The 24,423-nt window shown below is 43.3% G+C and carries 16 protein-coding genes; 1 reads left to right on the plus strand and 15 read right to left on the minus strand.

The window, feature by feature from the left end:
• Nucleotides 1–19: 19 nt before the first annotated feature.
• The 10 genes from BLQ87_RS10740 to BLQ87_RS10785 all read right to left on the minus strand — a co-directional run bounded on the left by BLQ87_RS10740 (nucleotide 20) and on the right by BLQ87_RS10785 (nucleotide 13,141).
• A complete protein-coding gene (locus BLQ87_RS10740; RefSeq protein WP_074606316.1) occupies nucleotides 20–619 on the minus strand; it encodes an LEA type 2 family protein in 600 nt (199 codons plus the stop codon).
• 112 nt (nucleotides 620–731) lie between these two features.
• Nucleotides 732–1,358: an FMN-dependent NADH-azoreductase gene (locus BLQ87_RS10745; RefSeq protein WP_074606319.1), complete on the minus strand. Its 627-nt coding sequence runs from the start codon at nucleotides 1,356–1,358 to the stop codon at nucleotides 732–734.
• 56 nt (nucleotides 1,359–1,414) lie between these two features.
• On the minus strand, nucleotides 1,415–2,026 hold the full coding sequence (locus BLQ87_RS10750; protein WP_074606321.1) for a Crp/Fnr family transcriptional regulator: 612 nt from the start codon (nucleotides 2,024–2,026) through the stop codon (nucleotides 1,415–1,417).
• Nucleotides 2,027–2,039: 13 nt separating this feature from the next.
• Nucleotides 2,040–3,392, minus strand: a complete 1,353-nt coding sequence (locus BLQ87_RS10755; RefSeq protein WP_074606323.1) for an MATE family efflux transporter — start codon at nucleotides 3,390–3,392, stop codon at nucleotides 2,040–2,042.
• A 6-nt stretch (nucleotides 3,393–3,398) separates the two neighbouring features.
• Nucleotides 3,399–4,688 carry a lysine N(6)-hydroxylase/L-ornithine N(5)-oxygenase family protein gene (locus BLQ87_RS10760; RefSeq protein WP_074606326.1) on the minus strand — a complete coding sequence of 430 codons (1,290 nt, stop codon included), beginning with the start codon at nucleotides 4,686–4,688 and terminating at the stop codon, nucleotides 3,399–3,401.
• Nucleotides 4,689–4,791: 103 nt separating this feature from the next.
• Nucleotides 4,792–7,227 (minus strand): GNAT family N-acetyltransferase, encoded by a 2,436-nt coding sequence (locus BLQ87_RS10765; protein WP_074606328.1) that lies wholly within the window; start codon nucleotides 7,225–7,227, stop codon nucleotides 4,792–4,794.
• Entirely contained in the window at nucleotides 7,199–8,722 is a 1,524-nt protein-coding gene (locus tag BLQ87_RS10770; RefSeq protein WP_083361795.1) for a pyridoxal phosphate-dependent decarboxylase family protein, read from the minus strand. Before BLQ87_RS10770 ends, BLQ87_RS10765 begins: the two co-directional genes overlap by 29 nt.
• Before the next feature lie 87 nt (nucleotides 8,723–8,809).
• Nucleotides 8,810–11,422 (minus strand): TonB-dependent receptor, encoded by a 2,613-nt coding sequence (locus BLQ87_RS10775; RefSeq protein WP_172664753.1) that lies wholly within the window; start codon nucleotides 11,420–11,422, stop codon nucleotides 8,810–8,812.
• Nucleotides 11,423–11,503: 81 nt separating this feature from the next.
• Entirely contained in the window at nucleotides 11,504–12,469 is a 966-nt protein-coding gene (locus BLQ87_RS10780) for a FecR family protein (protein ID WP_074606330.1), read from the minus strand.
• Nucleotides 12,470–12,595: 126 nt separating this feature from the next.
• A complete protein-coding gene (locus BLQ87_RS10785; RefSeq protein ID WP_074606332.1) occupies nucleotides 12,596–13,141 on the minus strand; it encodes a sigma-70 family RNA polymerase sigma factor in 546 nt (181 codons plus the stop codon).
• Between the two features lie 269 nt (nucleotides 13,142–13,410).
• Between BLQ87_RS10785 and BLQ87_RS10790 the strand changes: the two genes are divergently transcribed.
• Nucleotides 13,411–14,400: a PDDEXK nuclease domain-containing protein gene (locus tag BLQ87_RS10790; protein ID WP_074606334.1), complete on the plus strand. Its 990-nt coding sequence runs from the start codon at nucleotides 13,411–13,413 to the stop codon at nucleotides 14,398–14,400.
• A gap of 58 nt (nucleotides 14,401–14,458) precedes the next feature.
• Here BLQ87_RS10790 and BLQ87_RS10795 read toward each other — a convergent pair whose 3' ends face one another.
• From BLQ87_RS10795 to BLQ87_RS10815, 5 genes are all read right to left on the minus strand, one after another.
• The gene (locus BLQ87_RS10795; protein ID WP_074606337.1) at nucleotides 14,459–15,724 is read right to left on the minus strand and encodes a glycoside hydrolase family 88 protein; all 1,266 of its coding nucleotides are present in this window, start codon (nucleotides 15,722–15,724) and stop codon (nucleotides 14,459–14,461) included.
• A 31-nt stretch (nucleotides 15,725–15,755) separates the two neighbouring features.
• Nucleotides 15,756–17,573 (minus strand): RagB/SusD family nutrient uptake outer membrane protein, encoded by a 1,818-nt coding sequence (locus tag BLQ87_RS10800; RefSeq protein ID WP_074606339.1) that lies wholly within the window; start codon nucleotides 17,571–17,573, stop codon nucleotides 15,756–15,758.
• Between the two features lie 17 nt (nucleotides 17,574–17,590).
• Nucleotides 17,591–20,710: a SusC/RagA family TonB-linked outer membrane protein gene (locus BLQ87_RS10805; RefSeq protein WP_245723834.1), complete on the minus strand. Its 3,120-nt coding sequence runs from the start codon at nucleotides 20,708–20,710 to the stop codon at nucleotides 17,591–17,593.
• A 118-nt stretch (nucleotides 20,711–20,828) separates the two neighbouring features.
• Complete coding sequence (gene cslA / locus BLQ87_RS10810; protein ID WP_074606343.1) at nucleotides 20,829–22,940, minus strand: chondroitinase-AC; 2,112 nt, start codon at nucleotides 22,938–22,940, stop codon at nucleotides 20,829–20,831.
• 16 nt (nucleotides 22,941–22,956) lie between these two features.
• Nucleotides 22,957–24,393 carry a sulfatase gene (locus tag BLQ87_RS10815; protein WP_245723835.1) on the minus strand — a complete coding sequence of 479 codons (1,437 nt, stop codon included), beginning with the start codon at nucleotides 24,391–24,393 and terminating at the stop codon, nucleotides 22,957–22,959.
• Nucleotides 24,394–24,423 lie beyond the last annotated feature (30 nt).

Genomic DNA, 24,423 nt, shown 5'->3' on the forward strand with positions numbered 1-24,423 from the left:
CTGAAAAAGACGACTCGTCTTATAGGAGAATCTTGCTGCTTACTTCTTTATCAATGGTAATAAATCCGGGTAACTTAACCAATGTTCCCCCCACTTTGATACTTGGTCTGATTTTTAAAGTCAGGATTCCTTTTTTCTCTCCACCATTCTTATTGCCCTGTAGAAATTCAGTGATTTCGTTCATCACCTTACTATTGGTTACAAAAGGATAAATATTGGCAATCAGATCTACGGGTACGGTGGTTGATTGTCCGGGTTCAATGTTTACCGCCTGGTTTACAAAACCACCCGCCAATTCCTGTCTGTTGATCAGAATTTTATATTCAAACTCGTTAATCCCTGCTATGTTGGAAGAGGGATTGGTAATCTCCAGATTTAAACGTGCCTTTAAGGGAATGTCTTTTCTCAGTAAACCCAATGCCAGTCCGGGAAGGCTGCCCAAATTGATATTATTATCATTCAGTAATCTTTTAACATCGGTACCAGCAAGGGAAATATTATCTGCTGAATGGATTTTATAAGTACATTTCTCTAAAGCTTTGATCTGTTGTTGCTGTCTGCTGACGCCGCAGCTCTGCATAATAATCGCCGTCAGGCAAAGGAAAATGATCTTTTTCATAATATATCTGTTGTTTTCTTTGTGTGCAGATTTAAAGGTACAATAATAGCGCCATTTAGCTATAACGGATGAATCCCTCAAATGATATTAGCAAAGTTTATTTCCTTCCCGGTCAGCCGATCGCACTTATAGCCTCAAAAATCTCCTGCTTCGATTTTTCAAATATTTCTCCTCCAAACTCTTCGTTGTCCAGTGAAATTGAGGTTACATCTTTAACCCCCATCATTCCGAAAACGAACTGCAAATACCTGGTTTGAAAATTCATATGCTCATTTTTTTCATATTCCCCATAGCCTGTATCACCCCGGCTGGAAAGGATGTACAATTTTTTGTTTTCAAGCAGCCCCTGGTAATCCCCGTCGGGTTTCCCAGACCGGAACTTCCATGTTTCATTGATCCGCATTACCTGATCGATATAGGATTTCAATCCACTGGGGATAGACCAGTTATACATAGGAGTTCCAATGACATAGATATCATTCTCCTTCAATTCCTGAACCAATTCGTTGCTGAATTGTAATGCTGTCTGATTTTCAGTATTCCTGTCCTTTGGTTTTAAAAAGGCACCTGCAATCCATTTTTCATCAATGGCCGGTACAACTTCAAGTCCAATCTCCCGAAGCGTAAACCGGTCTTCCGGATACCTGCTTGTCCAATTGTCCATAAATAACTGCGTCAACATCCTGCTATATGATCGTTCCTTTCTGACACTCGCGTTAATAATGAGTAATTTCTTCATCTGCTTTAAATTTTAGGAAAGCAAAATTCAGCATAAGGAACCTCAAAAATATTGACCTAGTTCAATGGCTTTTTATTTCTTCGTCTGATCCTACTCAAAAATTCAGCAGAAATCCCCAGGTAGGAAGCGATGAGGTATTGCGGAATTTTAGCCGCAAGCTTTGGATAACTTTGTAAAAAATCTAAATACCGGTGTTCCGCATTGTAGACATTATTCATTACCATCCTCTTCTGCAAAGTACCCACATAACCTTCCAAAATGATTCGGAAATATCTTTCCAGTGCCGGGATTTGCTCCAACATGCTTTGAAAAGAAGCAAAACTCGTCTGCAAAAGTTCAGTTTTCTCCAATGCCTGAATGTTGTATATAGAAGGTTTTTGCTTGCGGAAACTCTCTATATCTGTCGCCCACCATTCATCAGTCGCAAAATAAAGAATCTCCTCTTGTCCGGTATCCGCGTTGATATAGAATGCTTTCAGCGTTCCGGAGATGATGTAATTGTCCTTTCGGCAAATCTCTCCGTTTCTCAGCAGGTAGTCGTTTTTCTCCAGCACCTTTCTCGTCCAGAATGAATTTAAAAGCAGAATCTCCTCTTCGCTGAGCCTGACATGCTTCGAAATGTTATCGGTTAATTTCTGTATTGAGTTCAAATTGATCCTTAATGGCATTATCCAGGTAAATTTATAAAATTCCTTGCTGAAAAGCTGCCGGTTTGAAGCTCCGCCATAGAAAAAAGAACGTAATCAGCGTCATCATCAGATCAATGACCGCACTTCCCCAATACACACTCTCAATTCCGAAAAACATGGGCAGCACAAACATCAATGGAAGATAGAATACCGCCTGCCGGGAAATGGCCAGCATGCTCGCCTTCTTACCTTCGTTGATCGCCGGAAAATACGATAGCGCCATCACAATGACAGGCAAGAGTGGCAATACAGACATATAGATTCTCAAATTATAAATGAGTTTACCTGTAATGGCCATATCAGGCATAATCGCAGAGAGTACCTGATGAGGAAAACACATTGTAACCGCCCAGAAAGGAAGTACGATCAATACTCCAGTACCGATGAATATCAATAAAGATTGCCTGGCTCTTGGTAATTGCCCGGCACCATAATTCATCCCTGCAACGGGCTGCAGTCCCCTCATTAAACCAAACAAAGGGGTCAGTAAGAACAGATAAAACCGATTGATCACCGTATAGAACACCAGATCCGGTTCAGAACCAAAACGGGAAAGCGCATTAAAAACCACCAGGTTCTGCAATACTGCCATCACCGTGAAGATCATTTCAGGCAAGCCAAGAGACAGAATTTTCGAGGCGATGGCCCGATCAAAAGCAAAGGAAGCCCATTTCGTTTTAAAGGATGACTTCCCATTGGAAAAATGCCATAAGCCCAATACCGAATACATCAGCATCCCAATATTGGTTGCCCATGCCGCTCCCGAGACACCCCAACCCAGTGTAGAGATAAAAATGGGTTTCAGCAGTACGTCGATTCCCAGACCAAGGCCGATCATCCAGGCGGCAGTTCTCATTTTCCCTTCTCCACGAATCATCATATTGACAGAGAACCCATGAATCCAAAATAACGAACCCAACAAGGTGACCCTAAAATACTCGGCAGATAGAATGGCCATTTCTCCCCTTGCTCCCATCATATGAACCAGTTGTTCGGCAAAAATATAGGCCGGTATAGAAAAGAGTACCGAAGAGAGCAGGCTCAATACATTCACCGTTCCAAAAATCCGGTACAATTTATCCTGTTGCCCGGAACCCAGCCACATGCTAATGGAAGCGCTTGATCCGATGCCAATCAAACGGCCAAAACCGAGTGTAATCTGTGACAAGGGATAGGCAATCCCGACTGCGGCCAAGGCATTACTGTTCATCAGATGGCCCACAAGAATCGCGTCCAGGAAATTGTTAAGCCCATACAGGACAATCGCCAGGACTGCCGGCCATGAGATTTGCCACATCACACTTTTCAAAGGTCCGTTCAGGATGAAATGCTTTTGACTCGTCATGCTGGGTTATACGCCGAAATGCTGGAAGGCGATCTTGCTCTCCACTTTATAAACTTGTCTTTTTACAATTGCATTCAGGATACTCGCGTTACGGTAAGCACCCATACCTAAATCAGGCGTAACAAAACCATGGGTATGCAGCTCTGCATTCTGAACAAAAATATCTTCTTCCCCCCGGCCAATACTGTAATTGCGTTTCACATCAAATAAGCCATCTTCAGTTCTGGCGATGCGGCTTTCCATCCCTTTGATAAAGGCAGGTGTTTTATATTTATATCCTGTGGCCAGTACCACAAATGCGGCTTTATGGGTAAAGGACTCCTGTTGTTGTACCTGGGTAAAATGTAAAGTATTCATTCCCGACGCATCCTGACTAATCTGATCCAGCTGACTACATGGCCTCAATTCGACATTCAACGGTTTGTTATCCACGCTCATTTCATAAAGCTGGTCAAAAATCTCATTGATCAGGTCAAAGCTAATGCCCTTATAAAGTGGTGGCTGTTTCAGCAAGATCGCTTTACGCTTTTCAGCAGCCATATTATAGAAATAATCTACGTATTCCGGTGAGGTCAGTTCCAGTGTGAGCTTGGAGTACTCCATCGGAAAAAAGCGGTCAGGACGGGAAAACCAGCTCATCTGTAAGCCATTTTCCGTTTCGGGCAAAAGGTCCTGAAAAATCTCTGCTGCACTTTGTCCGGATCCAATTAAGGCTACAGATCCACTTTTCACAATTTCTGCCCGATGGGACAGATAATCCGAGGTATGAATGACGTGTTTAGTCGGAATGCCGCCAGCCAGATCAGGAAAACATGGCGTGGTGCCCGTCCCGAGTACAATCTTTGCCGCATAATAGATTTCTTCCATGCCGGTCAGACTGTTGATGACCTGTACACGGTAATGCTTTTCGGATTCGATGTATTCTACCAGTTCTACTCCCCTGCTGAACAAACAGTTGGATAGATTTGCGGCCACCCACTTACAATAGACGTTGTACTCTTTCCGTAAAATGTAGAAGTTTTCTCTGATATAAAATTTATACAGGCGGTCTGTTTCTTTTAAGAAGTTAAGAAAGCTGTATTTGCTGGAGGGATCTGCCATGGTAACCAGATCTGCCATAAAGGGAACTTGTAAGGTAGCCGAATCCAGCATGAGGCCCGGATGCCAGTCGAACGCTGCTGAACGGTCCAGAAATAACGTGGACAATTCCTTTACAGGCTCACTTAATGCGGCAAGGCCGAGGTTAAAAGGACCAATTCCAATCCCTATGATATCGTATTTTTTTGTAGTGCTCAACTTAAATATATTTTACAAAATGTTTATTGCTTATGCATAACACCCTGTAAACCGGCAGGTCTGCCGGAGTACAAGGTGTATTTGAAATTAAACGAGAGAGGGTTTACAATAGGGAATTAACAGATTTACTTTCCGGACATTTCTCAAAATAAGATTCCCGGGTACAAAAGGTCAGACTGGCTGTTTTATGGGGCATCTCGATGATGCCCTGCAGGCTATATCCCAATTTAACAATCAGCTTATTACAGGCGATTGCATCATTGGATGCCTCTCCAATACACCTGCCTACCTCTGGTTGCGCAAAGATCCAGTCCAACGCGGTTTGGAAAGACTGGAAAGAAAACTTCTTATCTTTCTGTGTTTCTGCAACAAAGAAATGGGTTCCATGATCCGTGGACAAAGCATCATAATACGCACCTACTACATCTCTCATTGGCCAGTAAGGCTCAAAAGTAAATGCAGGAACGCCATTGATCTCACCGATAAAACTGTGCATCTCATCACTTGGCAATATGGTCCGGTAAAAAGTCTCCAGATTTCGGATCGGACCGTTCATTTTCCAGAAAGGAATCGCATGCTCGCGGTTGAACCATTCATGAACCAGTTCAAGATCACGGTCGATATCAAAAGGACGAAGCGTAATATGAATGTCCTGTTCTTCAAAATAACGGGTATAGACCACCTCTTTACCCTGAGGCTTCACGAGCGAGTGACATAAGAAATATTTACTCAGCGGATTCGGGGCATCCTTAAAAACTGCAGGATATTCCATAGACACATCTGCCTCATTGATGTTTTGCAAACTGGTCAGGTAATTCGCCTTGGTGTCCCAGCTGCGGCTGTTCAGTATATAGCTAACCAAACCTGTTTCGTCGGTATCCTCCAGGTCTTTAAATTCCTTGTATACCAGGTCCAGCAACCTTTTCTCATCTGCCAGTCCCTGACAACCAAAGGCGTTCACAACACCAAGGATATTATTCGTGACCAGGTAATAGGTATATTTTGGTGCAAGATAAGCTTCATTCATGATCGACTGGCTTTCCTCGGCAATGCCAGGAATTGCAGCGCTAACCTCAGCCTGTCTGCCTTCCCTGAAAAAGAAACCTTGATTGTCACGGAAATACAACTTTGCGGGGAAGAGATTTTTATCCAGTTCTACCATCACATTCTGCTGGTGGAACTCACAGGCCAGGCCATATTTGTTCAACATCCCAACGATCGGCCTGATACAGATGTGCAGGTACTGCTTGAACCAGAGTTCAGCAATATAGGAGATAGATTTCCCCTGCTTTTCCGCAGCAGTAGAGATAATGTTACTCAGTCTTGAAGGTTGTCCTAAGATCCCATCCTGACAAAGCGCAGCGAGCAGCGTCACGTTCTTATTGCCGGCTTCTCCTTTAAAAGGATTGCGACGAATGGAAATATTGAACCCATTGATCACTTTATTGTTAAAGCGAACGGCGATAAAAGCAGGATCAACGATAAAATCGATTTCAGGAAAATCTTTTTGCAATCCCTTTCCCCATTCGGTTTTCAGCAATCTGCTGATGTCATAGCCCCGATGTAATTCAGGATAAAGGTTAATCCTTTCTGAATTGGTGATCTTCACATGCAGAGAGAACTTAAACATCCAGTCGCAATCCTCGTTATATACCGTACGGACAGAAGAAGTTGGGGTGAATAATTCGCCCCATTGTCCTAAGCTGAACAACCTGTTTTCTGCCTGCATCTGCTGTACCTCTTCTTGTTGAAGCAGGTATAATGCCTCCCATGGATGCATAGGAACTACTGTAAATTCAGGATATTGCTGCAATAATCCCAGGACAACTGCATCCCCGGCAACGAGCTGTAAAAGTTCTGCTTTTAATACAACTGAAGGCAAAATATCATCGGCTGTCTTCTCTAAAATATTTTCATTATGGATCAGAAAATAATGAAGCTTAAACCTGCCGGCAGTCTCCGGTGAATACTTCAACAGGTCTTCTTCATTAAAGCCTAGTTTTGATTTTGGCAATGGATGTACAATATGTCCAAGTAATAAAGACTGCTCTGCCTTAATGAAAGACATTTCTGTTTCATTGACCAACCCTTCATTTTCGAGAAAATGGTTCAGGTAGGTCTCCAGATTATCAATACTGTTTTGTAGGCGGGTTTGCGTGATCACAGCATCAATACCTGGATATAAGGCTTTTCCATAGCGCACTGTTAAACCTACAAAATCATGTGGACTAACTGCTTTGATCTCATCTGTTTTCAGGTCACGCTGAACAATGGGAAAATGGAAAAGGTGACGTCCGGTTTCTGAGAAATATTTTAAAGGAATATAAACTTCCAGGTCAATGGAAGAGAAATCTATTCTGAGGTGTTTATCGTATCCGGAAGCCTTAAAATGAGCTGCCACCGGCTGATCATATTTCGGGATGCCCATATATCTGCTCCAGTTACTGAACTCCCTGCAGTAGCAATTCAATAATGCGGTATAATTTACTGCAACGGCTTCTTCAAGCAGCTCAGTTGTTTTCAATATAGTCGTTTCCATGTTTTTTAATCGTTAGAAGGATGTTTTTAATGTGGGTAGTGGTAGTCAATGGGTTGAGTAAAGTGAATTTCAGGTAAAATGCACCGTTAACTTTAGTTCCGGCAACAAGTGCATCCCCCTGCTGGAGCATTTTAGCTTTGATGAATTGGTTCATTTTCGTTGCACTGACCGGTTTGATCAAAAAAGGATTGTACCGGAATACCAATGCAGAAAGATCCGAGTGGTTCAACAGGTCAAAGTCAGGATGTTCATCCAGGATAACGGCTACCTGAGCAGCTGTCTCGATAACTTTATCAATATAAGTTCCCAGCTTTTCCCGTCCCATGATGCGAAGGGTAAACCAGAGTTTAAGTGCATCAAAACGACGCGTAGTCTGGATAGATTTATTCACCTGGTTTGGAATGTCATCCTGACTTTTTGGATTGAGATAATCGGCATAGTGGGTAATCAGACCGAAATAACGTTTATCGTTCACCAGGAAAGCACTGCTGCTCACCGGCTGAAAAAAGGCTTTATGGTAATCGGTAGTTACAGAATTGGCCAGTTCAATGCCTCGCAGTAAATGCCCATGTTTATCTGACAACAATAAGCCACAACCATAAGCGGCATCTACATGGAACCAGAGTTTATATTTAGCAGCAAGATTTCCAATCTCCGTCATGGGATCGATATTCCCAAAATCTGTAGTCCCTGCCGTAGCAACCACTGCAATAGGGATATTACCGAGTTCAATTTCCCGACGGATGGCGTCTTCCAGTAACACGGTATTCATACGGAATGAACGATCGGTCCTGATACTGATGACCGATTTTTCGCCCAGCCCAAGAATGGCTGCATTCTTTTGAATGCTGAAATGTCCGGCTTCAGAAACAAAGATCCTGAAACGGGAAGCCTCTGCTGGCAATCCGTTTTCTTTAATATTATGCCCTAAATGTGCAATCGAAAAATGATCCCTTGCCAGTAATAATCCCATCAGGTTACTTTGAGAACCACCACTGGTAAAGATCCCGTCTGCCTGACTGCCGAAACCAATAGCACTGGTGGTCCAGTTGATCAGTTTTTGTTCAATCAATGTACCGCCAGCACTTTGGTCCCAGGTATCAAGGGATGAATTAATTGCACTGATCATCACTTCGGCAGCAATGGCTGGGATGACAACAGGGCAGTTCAGATGGGCAACATATTTGGGATGATGAAAGGCAATGGCATGTTTGGTGTACAGCTGTTCGACCTCCGAAATGACGGTTTCATAATCAGGAAGTGGCTCATTCAGGTCTATAGACTCAAACTGAGGTCTGAGCTGAGCCGGACTCACTCCGCTAAACGGCTTTTTATTGTTATGCAGGAAACTAACTACAGATCTGCTGGCCAGACCTATCGCTTTGATATATTCATCAGAAGAATCTTCATAGAAAATATCATCAAAAGGGGTATTCGCTGCCAGGGCAGCAAGTACATCCTCATGTTCATAATTGACATTTGAGTTTGCTATCATTTTCTTTGTTTCTAATAGGTGATGAAATCTTCATGAGCCCGGGGGGATGCTCATGAAGTTTCTTGATTATAGAGGTAGGGGGGATTATTAATAGGTGATGGAATAACTCAGCATATAGGTTCTGCCTCTGCCATTATATTGGTAAAGTTCTGACGGTGCACCATAAAAGATCACCGCACGTTGACCCCAGAAAGTCACGTATTGCCTGTTGAATACATTTTGTACCCCTGCAGATAAGACACCGAGCGGTAGTTTCAGGCTACCCAATAAATCTATGGTCGTAAAACCTTTCAATTCCAGGGCCTGATAGTCTTTCAGGTTAAAAGTATGTACTCCCTGAACGCGGACAGAGAATTGATCAGCCTTCCAACCCGCATAAGCCACTGCTTTTGAGGGGTTATTCGTGATGATAGAATTCCTTTTCCAGCCATCAGCAGGCGTCTTAATTTCAGAAACAATTACATGTGCGCTTGCGCCTACATCAAATCCTTCAGGAGCCTGACGGTAACTTACTTCCGCCTCTAATCCATAATTGCGGACGTGCTGATCACTTACCGAAATCGTAAACGTGCTTAAATTGGTCAATAGCGCTTTATCCGAGATCGAATAATAAACTGCAGCCTGTGCATTCAAGCCGCTTTTTGCAGGTCTCCTCCAGCCCAACTCAAACTGGTTGGTTTTCACGCCACTTAAAGGGCTGTCTTTTACATTGATACTGTTTAATAATTTCCAGTGATCTCCCTCTCGTTGGTAAGAACCGATTCCGTATGTTTTTGCCGGATCCGGAACAGAAAATCCCTGAGCAAAATTAGTCCATACCTGTTGCTGATCATTCAGCTTATAAATTACACTTCCATTAAACAGCGTTACATTGTAACTGTTCTTTCCACCTGGAATAGCGTCGGCAGAAGTGCCCACACCATAATTTACAGAAACCTGTTGCTGAAAACGAACAAAATCATCCACAGCGACACTCATATGCTGGCGGCGGATTCCACCTGCAATCGCCAGTTGATCCGTTACGGCCCAGCTCGCCTGTGCAAAACCAGAGAATCCAACAATACGGTTATCGGGAAAACGACCAAGCGTATTGGCCGTTCTATTGATCAGTCCGCCGCTGTTATACGTAGTCTGTGTATCGAAAAACGCTTGCTTCCCAACAAAACTTTCTCTGTCGAAATCTGCGCCGTAGGTAAGATTTACCTGATCAAACTGTTTAGAAAGTACCAGTCGGAAGCCCCATAAATTGGTATTCTGACGGGAAGCAGCTAAAGGTAACGGCAATACATTTCCCGGCGATACGGTCAATTCTCTGGTCCGCACAATTCCCTCTGGAAAAGAAGGACTAAAATCCAGCTTTTCTGTTCTCCAATAACCCTGGAATTGAAAATTCTGTCCACCAAGTATATCGGTAATCCGGTATTGTCCATTCACAAATAACCGCTTGCTACGTGGCACAACATCTGAGCTGAAACCATTTTTGATATCGAGTAAAGAAGGGTTGGGAGCTATACCACCGTTCGCATTAGCAGGTAGTCCACCAGATAGGTTTTGTCCGAGGAACAAGCCCTTATCACTATTGTATTTGGATTCGTAATACTGTGCATCAAAGTTCAATGTCTGGTTTTCGCCTGGTTTAATATCGACATTACCGAACAGATCTATGCTGCGGTTGTACTGGAAATCACTCTGTTTGGTGTCAATAACGATCTGACGGTTTTTACCATCAAAAGCAGCGGCATTTTGCTGGTAAGCAAACCCCAACCTTCCTTTGATGACCTCATTTCCTGCAGAGATGGATTGTGCAAAACGCAGGTCATGATCGCTACTATTGCGCAGGCCACTCCTTCCGCCAACCTCCGTCTCCAGAGATAACTTTTTCGCTTTTGCCTTCTTGGTGACGATGTTAATAATCCCGCCGGTAGCGTCGCCGCCGTAAATAGCGCTGGAACCAGATAAAACTTCGATTTTTTCTATATTAAACGGATCAATCGCATCAAATTGCCTATTGGTTGCCCTGCTGCTGTTTAAAGAAACGCCATCGAGCATCACCAGAATATTTCTGCCACGCAGGTTTTGTGCATAATTGGACCTTCCCTGGTTACCAAGATCAAGACTCGGAATTAAAATTCCCAATGCCTCCTTTAAAGGAACACCAGACCTGATCTGCGCCTGCAGTTTGGCACTGTCTACCACCCACACCGTCCCTGGAATATCACTGATGTGCTTAGGGGTACGGGAAGAAACCACCACAACCTCATTCAGATCTTCCATCTGTCTGATATTTTCTGTGGTCGCCGGGGATATCTCCTTTGTCTCGATCGTAATGACGTTATCTTTTACATCCAGCCTTTTTAGCGATTTGCCTAACAATTCGCTTAACAGGGCTTTCAATGATTTATTGCTGGAATTTACGGTGACGATTTTAGCAACGTTCAGTTTTGTACTGCTGTAAGTGATATTTACACCGGCTTTATCGCCTATGGCAGACAGCGCGTCAGAAAGACGTACGTTTTTTAACTGAATGTTTACGGCACGATCCAGGATACTGGTTTGAGCGGCTACATTTAAGGAGAAAAACAACATTAAAATCAACGCGGAACATAGTACTGGCAACTTTTTTGTGTATTTTTTCTGTTGGATCGAATCCTGACCGCAATATTTCTTTGAAATATAGCCGACAGTAATTAAGTGTTTCATATTTTTGTTAAGTGTTAAATTGATATACTCGATTGACATGCCCGGTGCGTAGTTTGGCGATGAAACACCGGGTTAATGCTTTTAATAAATTCTAATCATATTCTTTTCTTTTTTGTATTTAAACTGAATGGCTACAGACAAACTGTGCATGACTCCTGATACTGTTGGCTGATCAAACTTTCCACTAAAGCGGTCTTCTTTTAGTCCCGTCCTTTCTATGAAGATCTTCACATTAAACCAACGCTCCATTTTCAGCGCCACTGCAGAGAGTTTTTCATTGTCGAACACCAACTTCCCCTCCTTCCACGCCGCGTACTTTGCAGCATAGACATTGGTATTGAGCAGGGATTTACCAGGGATATAAGTACCACATTGATCAGGATTAACAAGGATAGATTGCTTCCGGGCCCTGTCTGAGAAACTGACTTTTCCTTCGGTCACTACAATGGCGGTCTCTTCTTCTCCCGGATAAGCTTTTAAATTGAAACTCGTGCCCAAAACCCTGGTGCTGGTCTGTGCGGTATGGATAATAAAAGGTCTGTTTGCATCTTTTGCAACGACAAAAAAGCCTTCTCCACTAAAGTCAAGCACCCTCGAAGAATCGCTGAAATGCTCCGGGTATTTCAAACTGCTTTGAGCGTTTAAATGGACAACAGTTCCATCGGGCAAAGTATGGTTTAACTTTTCTCCTTTTCCGGTTTTGAGTTCATGAAACTTTAATGCAGCAACTACCTGATCTGTTTGCGGTCTGGCATTTTGCAGGGCATAAAGCAAAACTCCGGTACCAATAAGCACCGCAAAACAGGCTGCTGCTGCAACCTTCATCCATGGTTTGAAAATAAGCAAACGAGGCTTTTTATTTAAATTAAGACGATGAGAGAGGCTATTCCATTCCTGATCTTCCATCAACCGGAGATCAATATCTTCAGGAAAGTCAGTTTGGATACTAGCAGTACCCAGCCACTCTTCCACGGCAGCTTTCTCCGCTGCACTACAAAGTCCGAGGTGGTATTGCTCTAAAAGTTCTTGTGTTATTCTGATGCTCATCCAATAATAATCCGGATACTTCCGGTGATTTGATAGTATAGCTGATTAACTAGATCTTTTTCCTAAGACTAATTCTAAACAATATCACAAACAACTGATATTAAGACAGATAATTTTAAATTATTTTTATCTATTGTAGTCTACAAGGTTTTCTCTGAGAAAATCAAGCACCTTATAGAGGTGATACTCTACCGTTTTCTCCGAGACCAAAAGCAGGTTGGCAATGGATTTTTTATCCAACCCTTTTTCCCTGCTCAACCGATAGATTTCGCGGGACCTGCTGGGCAGCTGATCCACAAGAGCATTGACATTTGCAGCAAGCTCACGATATTTTAACAGGTCTTCAGTATAAGTACCAGCATTAGAATGATCCTTTAAAGCATGTTGAAGGATTCTCTTTCTGTTGGCGGTAGTCCGGCAATATTGAAAAACTTCCAGTTTAGCGGAACGGAACATATATTCTTCTATCCCCGAGCTTAGCTTAAGTGTGTCTCTGCGCTTCCAAAGTGATTCAAAAATATCCTGGGTAAGCTCCGCAGCCACCTCCTTATCTTTCAGTGAAAAATAACAGATTCCGAATATTTTCTGCCAATAGCTACGATACAATTGCTGAAAAGATCGTTCATCCAGATGAAAGGCAACTAAATCGCTATTGTTGGTATGGTCTGACAAATCCCTATGTTTTGGACAAAGGTATTATTTAGACTGATTATAAACAACTGTAAATAATAAATTATTTAGACGAACGGATTAGCCTCTGGTCTATTTCTTTTGCTGTAATTAGCCTTTCTATAAATAAAACAATAACCAGCCATTCTACCGGATAAAATAATCTTTTAGGATACTTATTAATTTATTAAAACAATTTAAAGTAAAAAAAAGAAATTAGACAAGAAAATAGCTGTCCTATAAAAAACAGCACAACTAATTCAATAGAAAAAATGAAGGACTTAGAAAAACAAGATCAGCTTTATGCCGAAATATCCCTTGTGGTAAGCGAGGCCAAGCAAAGGGTTTATCAGAATAGCAATAAGATCTTATTACAAATGTATTGGCAGATTGGGAAGCTGATCATAGAAGACGAACAGGAAGGCAAAGCCAAAGCGGTATATGGAAAGGCAACATTGAAAAACTTATCGAAATTGCTTACAGTTGAATTCGGAAAGGGCTTCGATGAGCGCAACCTCAATAATATCCGCTCTTTTTACAATGCATTTCCGATTTGGAACGCGGTGCGTACTGAATTGAGCTGGACCCACTATCGTATCATCAGTCGTCTGGAAACGATATCATTAAGATCGAGGTATATACAACACTGCATTGAAGGCAATTGGGATACCAGAACCCTTCAACGAAATATCAAAACCCAATATATTGGAAGGATACTGGAAGAAGATCACCCGGAAATACCTGCAGCAAAACAACTCATCAAAGATCCTTACATATTCGAATTCCTGGGAATCACAAAAGATATTCCTTCTTCCGAGAACAATATTGAAACAGCTTTAATAAATCACATTCAGCATTTTATGATGGAATTAGGAAAAGGTTTTGCTTTCGTCGCCAGGCAACAACACATCGTAACGGATACCTCTGACTTCTTTATAGACCTGGTATTCTACAACTACTACCTCAAATGTTTTGTTCTGATAGATTTGAAAACTCAAAAACTTAGTCATGAAGCCATTGGCCAAATGGATATGTATGTAAGAATGTACAACGACTTGAAAAAAGGCGCTGACGATCAGCCGACGCTTGGAATGATCCTTTGCACAGAGAAAGATGAAACACTGGTAAAATATTCTGTTTTGGCTGAAAACGAAAAACTATTTGCCAGTAAGTACCGCCTCTATCTTCCTGATGAATTGGAATTGAAACAATTAATTGAACAGGATAGTGTCAGGTTTGAACTGAATAACCCGCCGGAATAATCAAAGAACGTTAGTGACGATCAACCTCAAAATAAATGCGGTTGATCGTCATTAACACCTACCCCTTAAGCTTTTTATACCTTAACAAAGCTTCCAGGAAATAATAATCTGCATAGACCAAAGGAACGTCGATCTCTGAAGTATGAGGAATACTGCCCACAGAATGCTTTAAAATAAATCCGGCATTTGTTCCAGGCTCAGCCAGGTAAGGCGCTTTTGATAAGGAATTGATCATTTGCTCTGCCTGCTGATAATAAGTCTTTCCATCTTTTCCCAAATAAGTACTCAATTCAAAAAGTGCGGAAGTCGCTACTGACGCTGCGGAAACGTCACGTGGAACCACGGCAAATTTTGAAGCATCATAATTCCAGTCCGGCTGATAGCCCTTTTGGTTAACGTTAAAGTCCCAATAAGGAATTTTGTCTTTTGGGAGATTACTGTTTTTCAAATAGAAATCAGCCATTTTCCTTGCTGTTTCCAAAAAACGCTTGTCTTTGGTTTCCCGGTAAACCATGGTAAATCCATAAATGCCCCAGGCCTGTCCCCTCGCCCAGGTCGAGTTATCTGAGTACCCCTGATTGGTCTGACTGTTTAACACCTTTCCGGTTTGCGCATCGTAATTGATCACATGATAAGAGCTGTAATCTTTTCTCACATGGTCTCTCATCGCATTTAAAGCATGACTAACCGCGATATCCTTATACTTCGGATTACCCGTTACTTTAGAAGCATAGAACAACAGTTCCAGGTTCATCATATTGTCAATGATCACCGGATACTTCCACATTGTTTTCTTGTCCCATGACATCTTTGGATTCCAGGATTTAATAGAACCTACTTTTGCATCATATCTGCTGCATAAAGACGCTGCCGACTGGATCAGAATGTCCTTATAGGCAGGATTATTTGTTAAACGCAAGCCGTTTCCATAACTGCAATACATCACAAAACCTACATCATGATGCACCGTATTGTATTTCCCTTCTTCCAGCGCCGCAGTCCATTGTTCCGCTGCAGCTTTCCATTTTGCATCACCGGTATATTCGTATAAATACCATAATCCTCCTGGAAAGAATCCTCCCGTCCAGTCGTGTACATCTGTATATTTCACAGATCCGTCCGGATTGGTGGTACGCGGAAAAAGCTTCAGGTCCTTCGCTGTGGTCAGCATTTGGGTGTATTGTTTTTCTGCTACAGCGAAGTCCTTCCCGATCAGTTCTGTTTTAGGAGAGAACCATAAAAAGGAAGAGGAGCACACAGAAAGTGCCAATGCCGAAGCCAGCAACACCTGCTGTTTTTTCTTAATTAAGTTACTTAGTTTCATTTGATTGTTTTATAGGGTTATTACGTCGTGTTTACCAGCCTTTGTTGTTCGGAAGCAAGAGTTTGTTCACCGAGGTCTCGTACAATGGAATCGGGAACAACAGATGTCTGACATCCACATTATTCCCTCCTATCGCGATGTATTTGAAATTTGCCGGAGCTCCTGCCGTGGCTTCTGCAGCGGTCTTTTGCAGTTTTCCAACATAGTCCTCCCAGCGGATCAGATCTGCCCTGCGCAAGGCCTCAAAGCAAAGCTCTTTCTCTCTTTCCTCTTTAATTACGGTACGGAAGGCCTCTTTTGAAGCCGTTTGTGCCGGCGTAAGCGACTCATCTCCCACAACCGAAATTGTTGCTTTGGCTAATGCTCCTGTGCCTGCCCCGCCGGAAATGGTTACGGTAGGTATGGAAGTATAAAAAGCACCGAAGTCGGTAATGTTGACTGCCGTAATTTTACCCCCCACAATCGTCACTGTAGCAGTAGCATTTCGGCTTGCTCCTCCACCTGTAATGGTAATCACCGGAGGATTAGTTGCCAGGTATCCGGCCCCACCTGCGGTTACACTAATCGTTCTCACTTGCTCGCCTGACAGGTTCTTACCGAAAGCCCGTTTCCTTAGCAAGTTTACTGCATCAATACCTTCAGTCCCCGGTCCGTTTACTTCATTACTTGCTTCAGCAAGCATCAGGAGCACATCTGCATACCTTAACAAAGGAAAGTTTTGAGGGGTATAATTTTTTTGTTTCTCCAGCAGTTCGTACTCTCTTCTGAACTTGCCAGAATTTCGCTGATAGATTTCCGCAGCAGTCCAGTTGATCCGGGTAGTCGTCGCGCCGTTATATCTAAATGGGGCAATGGCCCAGTCCCTGCGCAAGTCGCCATTTTCATACAGTTTGAACAACCCAGGTGTTGCGCCTATGAATCCATAGCCATATCCTTCTTTTTCATTGGTACATAAAATGCCATTGTTGTTCCCAACCCTTCCGGCTTCAGTATAGGCATTGCCTAAACGGTTTCCCCAGAACTCTACCTCCCAGATGCTCTCCTTAGTATCATACTTATCCTGGGCATAATTGATAAAAATCTGTTTGTAATCGTTATTCAAGGCATGACCAGCAGGACCTGAAACCACTTTTTTAGCCCATGACAAGGCTTCTGCATATCTGGAAACGTCTTTCAAAGGATATCCTGCCATATATAGATTTACCCTGGCCAGGATTCCCTGTACAGCACTTTTGCTCACACGGCCGCCAAATCCAATCTCAGCAATGGATTTCACCAGACCTTCGGCCTTCGTCATATCCGAAAGAATCTGGTCGTATACCTCCCTTGCAGGGGTTCTGGCTACATCAGTAGAAACAATAGAAGCGGTAGGTTTCAGGATCATCGGTACATCTCCCCAATTGCTAACGAGCAAAAAGTGATAATATGCCCTTAGAAATAAGGCTTCCCCTTCAATCACGCCCCGTTTTGTTTCGTCCATCGCCGGCTTTTTGATATTGGCCAGAACCAGGTTCGCCCTTTCGATCCCCTGATAAAGCGACTGCCAAAGCAAGCGGATATCCGGATCGGAGGAATCAAAGTTTAACACCTGTGTACCAGTCGCCTGGGTACTCCTTTGGTAATAACTTTCGTCGGTAGCTGCAGTGAGCCTGGTAAAAATGGAATTTCCATACACATTTTCGCTCCCCATAATGTCATAGACACCGGTCAGCGAGTTGTTCATCTGTGCCTCAGTTGCGTAATAATAATCCGGAGACAGTGTATCTGTTGGTTGAGTATCCAGAAACTTTTTACAGGAAAGACTTCCGGTAACTATAATGAGGAGTAATAAATATCTTAAAGCTTTCATTTGATCAGATTTTAAAATTAAAATGAAGTATTGATACTGAACACCATTGTCCTTGCCCGCGGATAGGCCGAATAATCAAAACCTGGTGTCAGGGCAGAATTCCTTACAGAAACCTCCGGATCCATTCCTGAATAATTGCTGAAAGTATATAGGTTCTGTCCGGAGACCGAAGCTCTCAGGCTTTTCAGATTCAGCTTTTTCAACACATCCGCCCCAAAATTATAGCCCAATGAAACAGTCTTTATCCTTAGAAAAGAACCATCCTCGACCACACGGGAAGAGTACACCCTTGGCCCCTGTCCTTTTACCCTGTGCAGGGTATTGCTTGGATTTTCCGGTGTCCAGCGGTCAGCATATCCAGCATATTGGTTCAAATTAGTCTTGTCCAGCATATTCCCTTCAAACAACATCCTGTTGGCATTATAGATGTCATTTCCATAAGACCATTGCAGGAAAATACTCAGGTCAAAGTTTTTATAACTGAAGTTATTGGTTAAACCACCTACATGTAATGGCTGACCTCTGCCAATCACAGTCTGGTCTTTACTATCAACGAGATTATTTCCATCCAGGTCCTTGTACTTTACATCACCAGGTTTGATTGTACTTCTTACATTTCCATTATTGGGCACATTGTCTTTCAGGGTATATACTCCCGGACTGCCTTCGTTAAAATCACTAAACTGATAAATCCCATCAAACTGGTAGCCATAGAACTGCCCGATAGGTTGGTCTACCTTCGCAATGTATAATGGAATACCGTTATACGAATTTTCCCAGGCCAGAGAGGTGGTTCTGAAATCCTGTCCCTGATTCAAAGCCAGAACTTTAGAACGGTTAAAACTGATGTTAAAACTTGTTGACCATTTAAAATCTTTATGGTCTATGTTCCTGGTGTTCAACGTAAATTCCAGTCCCTGATTTCTTACCTTTCCTATGTTTTTAAAAGCGCTGACATATCCCGTGGTATAAGGAAGATCGGCATCCAGCAACAGATCGTAAGTTGTTTTACGGTAAACATCTACCGTTAGCCCGATCCGGTCTTTAAACATACTCAGGTCGTAACCAATATCTGCCTGTGAAGTACTCTCCCATTTCAGATCGGGATTTCCAAAAGCCAATGGGACTGCTCCGGGATTGATCGTATTGTTAAATCCATAAGAAGCCCCGATGGGTAAGCCCAATACCGAGAGGTAAGAGAAATCTCCAACGCGGTTGTTTCCGGTTACGCCATATCCTACCCTCAGCTTTGCATCATTTACAAAGGTCAGCTTTTTCAAAAAGTCCTCATTACTCATCCTCCAGGCCAAAGAGCCGGAAGGGAAATAGCTCCACCTGTTTCCTGCCATAAACTTAGAGGAACCATCGGCACGGAAAGAGGCACTCAGGAAGTATTTTGATTGGTAATCATAGGTTACCCGACTCAAAAAGGAAAGCAGTTTACTGTTGGAACTTACTGCCGTTACCGGTTGTGGAATCCCTTCATCCAATCCATCCAGACCAAGCGTTTCGTTTGGCACCTGCGTAGCAGACAATCCATACCTGGAAAAGCGGTCTCCCTGAAAAGTAATGCCTCCTAAAACATTCAGGTTATGCACTTTGTTGATGCGCTTTGCAAAGGTCAAAATGTTCTCATTTAACCAGCTGCTGTTTTGATTGTAGATGATGGAACCATTTACACCGGTTAAACTTCTCGGTCCGCCGTAATAAGTCTGACTATTATAAAACACATCATTTCTGCGCAGGTTGTTCGTAATTCCTCCGGAAACTTTTAAAGTGAGGTTCTTCGTAAACGCATATTGTGCGTAAGCATTGGCGCGTAAATTATTGGTAGTGGCATTCCTCAATTCATTTTTTGTAGAGATCACAGGATTCACACGATAATCATTGGAACCATCCACTCCCGGGTCAAAGAGCTGATCAATTAAATCACCACCTCCGGTTCCTGAAGTAGGCCGGTATCCCCATACGCTATACAACAGACCATTCGTTGCAGAATTTGTTCCTGAATTGGGAATCGTTCCGCTGGTTTTGATATTACTGTAATCGAAACTTCCAAAAACCTTTAATTTCGGGCTGACTTCCTGTGTCAAGGACATTCTTCCCTGATAACGGGAGAAACCGGAGTTGATGATGATGCCATCCTGATCATTAACCGACCCTGAGATCACATATTTTGTTTTATCAGTTCCACCGGTAAGGGAAATATTATGTTCCTGTGAAGGTGCCGTTCTGTAGATCTGATTCTGCCAGTCCGTCCCGCTCATCCCCTTATAAGAATCAAGGGTTTTACCGTCTGTAAAATACAAAAGCGGCGTATTTACCGGATCTATCTCCTGCTGAAGCCTCACAAACTCATAAGGATTCATCAATTCCATTTTATTGATATTTTGCTGAAATCCTATGGTCCCGGTATAGGAAATGACGGCGGCCCCGATCTTACCACTTTTAGTGGTAATCAGGATGACTCCGTTTGCACCCCTTGCTCCATATATCGCAGTTGCAGAAGCATCTTTCAAGACTTCAATGGATTCAATATCTGCCGGATTAATGGCGTTATTATTGGCGGTTTCAATGGGGAAGCCATCGATCACATATAAAGGAGAATTGTCCTGGGTAATGGAATTCTGACCGCGTATCACAATGTTAAAGGAAGAACCTGGCTGTCCATCGTTGGAAGCAACCTGTACACCGGCAACCCTTCCTGCTAAAGCTTCATCAAAAGATTTCACAGGTGCCTTCTGAAGGTCTGCCATGTTCACACTACCTACTGCGCCGGTCAGGTCTCTTTTTTTAACCGAACCATAACCGATCACCACCACATCGTTCAGCACTTTGCTGTCCTCCGCCAGGGTCAGGTTAACAATCCCTTTATCACCTACCGTAATTTCTCTTTGCAAATATCCGATATACGTAAAAACCAGGGTGGTGCTTCCTTTTACAGGAACCTGGATCGCATACTTTCCATCTTTATTCGTCGTGGCGCCGCCCTTATTTCCTTTCACTAACACGCTTACGCCTATTAAAGGAAGTCCGTCTGTACGGTCAGTGACGATGCCTTCTACCCTCCGCATGTCCTGCGCAAAGCCTGCACAGACACACATCATGCACATCATAAAAAAGTACATTTTTTTCATACTCAGTAAGTTTAGATTTGGTTTTTAATAACCCTCCCATGGATTATTGATATCAAATTTGCATATCAATAATCCGAACCAGGGGGGCCTAATTGATTTTTATAAGGGTAATAATCAGTTAAAAAACAGCCATTGTAGTAGATCCAGCCATTTCAGCCTGCGGAAGTGCGATCTCAGTACTGATTACCTTTCCTGTTTTTGAGTCGATCAGGCTCAGTAATATGGTTTTCTCTTTCTGCAAAGGATCGGTTACATAAACCAGCCTTTTCCCGTTTACATTTCTGACCATGAGGATACATGCCTTATCTGTTTTTATGGAGAAGGAAGGAAAGCTAATGCTTCCTGCCTGGTAAAATACGGCCTGAGCAATATCCAGCTGCTGCTGATACACGCCTTGCAGCGCTTCTGTATTGGCAATCACCTGTACACGGCCTGAGTCATACTGTTCCATATCTTCCGCAGCTTTTACATCAGGCAAGACGATATAAGCATATTTACCATTGATAGGTTTAGGCCCATGATTGATCCAAAGCTTAAACACACTTCCAAATGATTCTTTCTTAGGGTGTGAGTTATTGATGTGAAACCAATTGCCTTTTTGCAGATTGGTACTCAGACTTACATTCCCGCCCTCAGGAAAGACATAAGCAATCCCATCATGCCAGATCCAGTCCTGAGCCTTCCCCTTTAAATTCAGGGTCTTTCCAGCTCCTACCCGAAGCCGGTCTGAAGAACGTTGTACCGGCCCATTTAACCAGCTTTGGTTCAAGGTGGTCGTTACCGGTTCCGCAGCAAGACTATGGATTCCGGCTCCAAGACATACCACTTCCTGATCAAAAAAGAACCATGATTTTTTTGCCGATAAGCTATCATAATCCAGGGCATAGGCACTTGCGCCATAGGTTTTATCAGAAACCCCGCCTGCAAAGGCATTACTTCCTTCTTCTCCCCAGAATTTAGTCATCTGACGATCTGTAGCGTAATCCCTGGCCGTCACCCCCGGAATTTTATCCCATTCCCAGACCGGCATGATGTTGTAGTATTCAGGCCCGCGAACCTGGATATTTGTGGCCCCATCGGCCAGCGTCCTGCCCAGCAGGTTTTCTCCGTTTCCAGCCTCACTACGTTTCGTCCGGTTGCTCACCATCCGGACATTAAAGGAATAGCCAGGGCGCAAATGAAGGGTATAATCTCCATTCCAGAACTGCTGATGCAGGGGTTCAACCTGAGCTTCCGGCCCAACAGTGCTATCGGTTCTCGCGATGGCACTGTCCCATTCCTGCTGGTGTTTCGGATCGATCAGCTTCGCTACCTTTAAACGGCTGCTTTCTCCTTTTTTATTTAAAATATTTGGCCTGCTTACGCCACGCCCTTCTACATTAAAGTCTATATAACTTCCACGAATGGTTTTTAAATAACTGCCTCTATAGTATTTAGAGAATAGCTCAAGTTTTTCCTCACTAAGCGCATAAGGCGTATTTCTTACATATCCTGCCAGTTTCAAAACGCCGGTAATAAATACGGCACCATAGCTGGAAATCTGAAGCTGCGGACCATGCTGAAGGTAAGAATAGTCATATTGCAAGCCCTCTTTATAATGCACAAAGCGGATGGGTGCAAACAATTCCCGGGTAGACAAATCCATCAACGACTGATCCCGGGTCAACAATCCGCGGTAAAAGTAATGCAGGGCGATGTCAGTCTTATTTGCGCCTGTCTTTTTCTCCGGATCACCACGTTTCATGCGCTCCATTAATGATCCTTCCAAAGCTTTTGCCAGTTGTTTCTTTCCATAACGCAGCTGAATCAGCAATTCCCCTAAGGCCTGGGGAGTCGCAATTTCATTGTGCCACCAGTTGCTGCTTTTAGGATCGGTAGCATACCAATAACTGAAAGCATTGGAAATCCCCTGAAACATTTGCTCATCCTGATAATAGCGGCTGCCTTTAGTGATATAGGCCTGAATGAGTGTTTGCAATTTCAGCAAATGATCGCCGGGTATCCAATTCGTGATGGCAGTATCCTTATAATTGATTTCCTTCCAGCTTCCATCAGCCTGTAAAGCTTTTAAATTTTTTGTTGCCGGTCCATCTAACTGACCAACCGGTTTGACCAGGTCCAATACGATCCTGTTCATGATGGTTTCATAAGGCTGATCAGATTGCGCTTTCGTAAATCCAGGGATCAGCAACAACAAAAACAAGCTATAGCAGGTTAATAATTTCTTCATTTGGTTATGGTTTATATTATGGGTAAAGTCTTTCCATTGCACGGCCTTTCAGGTCCATGCGGTGTTTGATGATCTGATTTTCGTCGCCATAACTGCTGTACCAATGCGGCTCATCAAGCCCCTTTTCCCAATGGGAAAGCATGGCCATTAGTTCTTTTACTTTCGCCGGATACTTTTCCGACAGGTTGTTGTTTTCTGAAATGTCCTTGCTAAGGTCAAAGAGCAGGACTTTATCTTTTACACGGATGAGTTTCCAGGAGGCCGACCTGATGGCAGCAGCAACCCCTCTCCTCCAGTACAAGGCCTGGTGTGGTTTTGCTTTATTACCTGATGTTAAATAAGGAAGCAGGTTTACGCCATCCAGCTTCTTTTGCCCTTTTTGTTTGCCTTTACCTGCAGCAAGTACAGTGGGCAGAATATCCAGAGAAATTACAGGCCGGTGATCTGTTTGATTGGCCGCAAGATGCCCGGGCCACTTCATCATCATGGCTACCCGGATTCCGCCTTCCCATTTGGAACCTTTCATTCCTCTCAGGACTCCGTTATCCGAAGAATTTACCGTTGCGCCTCCGTTATCATTGATAAAGACAACGATTGTATTTTCTTCCAGTCCGTTTGCTTTAATCGCATTCAGCACCCGCCCTACTCCCTCATCCAAAGAAGTCATCATTGCGGCGTAGGCCCTTCTTCCGCTATCCGGAATATTCGCAAACCGCTCCATCAAATCCTTTCTCGCGTTCATAGGGGTATGGACCGCATTATAAGACAGGTACATAAAAAAAGGATTGCTTTTATTTTTCGCTATGAAAGCGGATGCTTTATCGGTAAACATATCCGTGAGGTAGGTAATTTCCTGTTCGGGAACCTCCTTCTGGTTGTCGTACAAGGCGTACTCTTTCTTTCTGGCACCTTTGTAAGCAAAGAAATCCCGGTGTCCGCCTGTAAAACCATAAAATTCATCAAAGCCCCTGCGCAAGGGGAAATGTTTTTGTTCCGCTCCCTGATGCCATTTCCCAATGGCAATCGTTCTGTAGCCATTGTCCTGCATCTCATTTCCAATCGTCCTTTCTGCAGTGTCCATTCCTACATCACTGAGCTGATATCCCGCAGCGACTTTAACAGAGGTATTGTGTTCAAAGCCGAAACGCTGCTGATAACGACCTGTTAAAATACCTGCACGGGATGGCGCGCATACTGAAGCAGAAACGTAAGCATCGGTAAAGCGGATGCCTTGTCTGGCAATCGCATCTATATTTGGTGTAGGGATCTGTGTTCCCCCATAGCAACCAAAATCCGCATATCCGGCATCATCGCTTACAATAACAATCACATTGGGTTTTACCCTCTTGTGTTGCTTACCGCCAGGTAGCCGATCTCCAGGCCCCATCGCATTTGCTGAAGACGCAGCCAGCAAAACGCCAAACATCAGGATGATCAATTGATTTTTCTTCATAATTCTTTTACTACAGAAATCAAATATTCA

Source organism: Pedobacter steynii, from assembly GCF_900103665.1.
Lineage (GTDB): Bacteria > Bacteroidota > Bacteroidia > Sphingobacteriales > Sphingobacteriaceae > Pedobacter > Pedobacter steynii.

Bases quoted from the DNA above. Each gene is read 5' to 3' on its own strand.
- BLQ87_RS10740 (WP_074606316.1), bottom strand. From the start codon at position 619: ATGAAAAAGATCATTTTCCTTTGCCTGACGGCGATTATTATGCAGAGC.
- BLQ87_RS10790 (WP_074606334.1), top strand. From the start codon at position 13,411: ATGAAGGACTTAGAAAAACAAGATCAGCTTTATGCCGAAATATCCCTT.
- BLQ87_RS10765 (WP_074606328.1), bottom strand. From the start codon at position 7,227: ATGGAAACGACTATATTGAAAACAACTGAGCTGCTTGAAGAAGCCGTT.
- BLQ87_RS10750 (WP_074606321.1), bottom strand. From the start codon at position 2,026: ATGCCATTAAGGATCAATTTGAACTCAATACAGAAATTAACCGATAAC.
- BLQ87_RS10800 (WP_074606339.1), bottom strand. From the start codon at position 17,573: ATGAAAGCTTTAAGATATTTATTACTCCTCATTATAGTTACCGGAAGT.
- BLQ87_RS10755 (WP_074606323.1), bottom strand. From the start codon at position 3,392: ATGACGAGTCAAAAGCATTTCATCCTGAACGGACCTTTGAAAAGTGTG.
- cslA (WP_074606343.1), bottom strand. From the start codon at position 22,940: ATGAAGAAATTATTAACCTGCTATAGCTTGTTTTTGTTGTTGCTGATC.
- BLQ87_RS10815 (WP_245723835.1), bottom strand. From the start codon at position 24,393: ATGAAGAAAAATCAATTGATCATCCTGATGTTTGGCGTTTTGCTGGCT.
- BLQ87_RS10805 (WP_245723834.1), bottom strand. From the start codon at position 20,710: ATGAAAAAAATGTACTTTTTTATGATGTGCATGATGTGTGTCTGTGCA.
- BLQ87_RS10775 (WP_172664753.1), bottom strand. From the start codon at position 11,422: ATGAAACACTTAATTACTGTCGGCTATATTTCAAAGAAATATTGCGGT.
- BLQ87_RS10745 (WP_074606319.1), bottom strand. From the start codon at position 1,358: ATGAAGAAATTACTCATTATTAACGCGAGTGTCAGAAAGGAACGATCA.
- BLQ87_RS10780 (WP_074606330.1), bottom strand. From the start codon at position 12,469: ATGAGCATCAGAATAACACAAGAACTTTTAGAGCAATACCACCTCGGA.
- BLQ87_RS10795 (WP_074606337.1), bottom strand. From the start codon at position 15,724: ATGAAACTAAGTAACTTAATTAAGAAAAAACAGCAGGTGTTGCTGGCT.
- BLQ87_RS10770 (WP_083361795.1), bottom strand. From the start codon at position 8,722: ATGATAGCAAACTCAAATGTCAATTATGAACATGAGGATGTACTTGCT.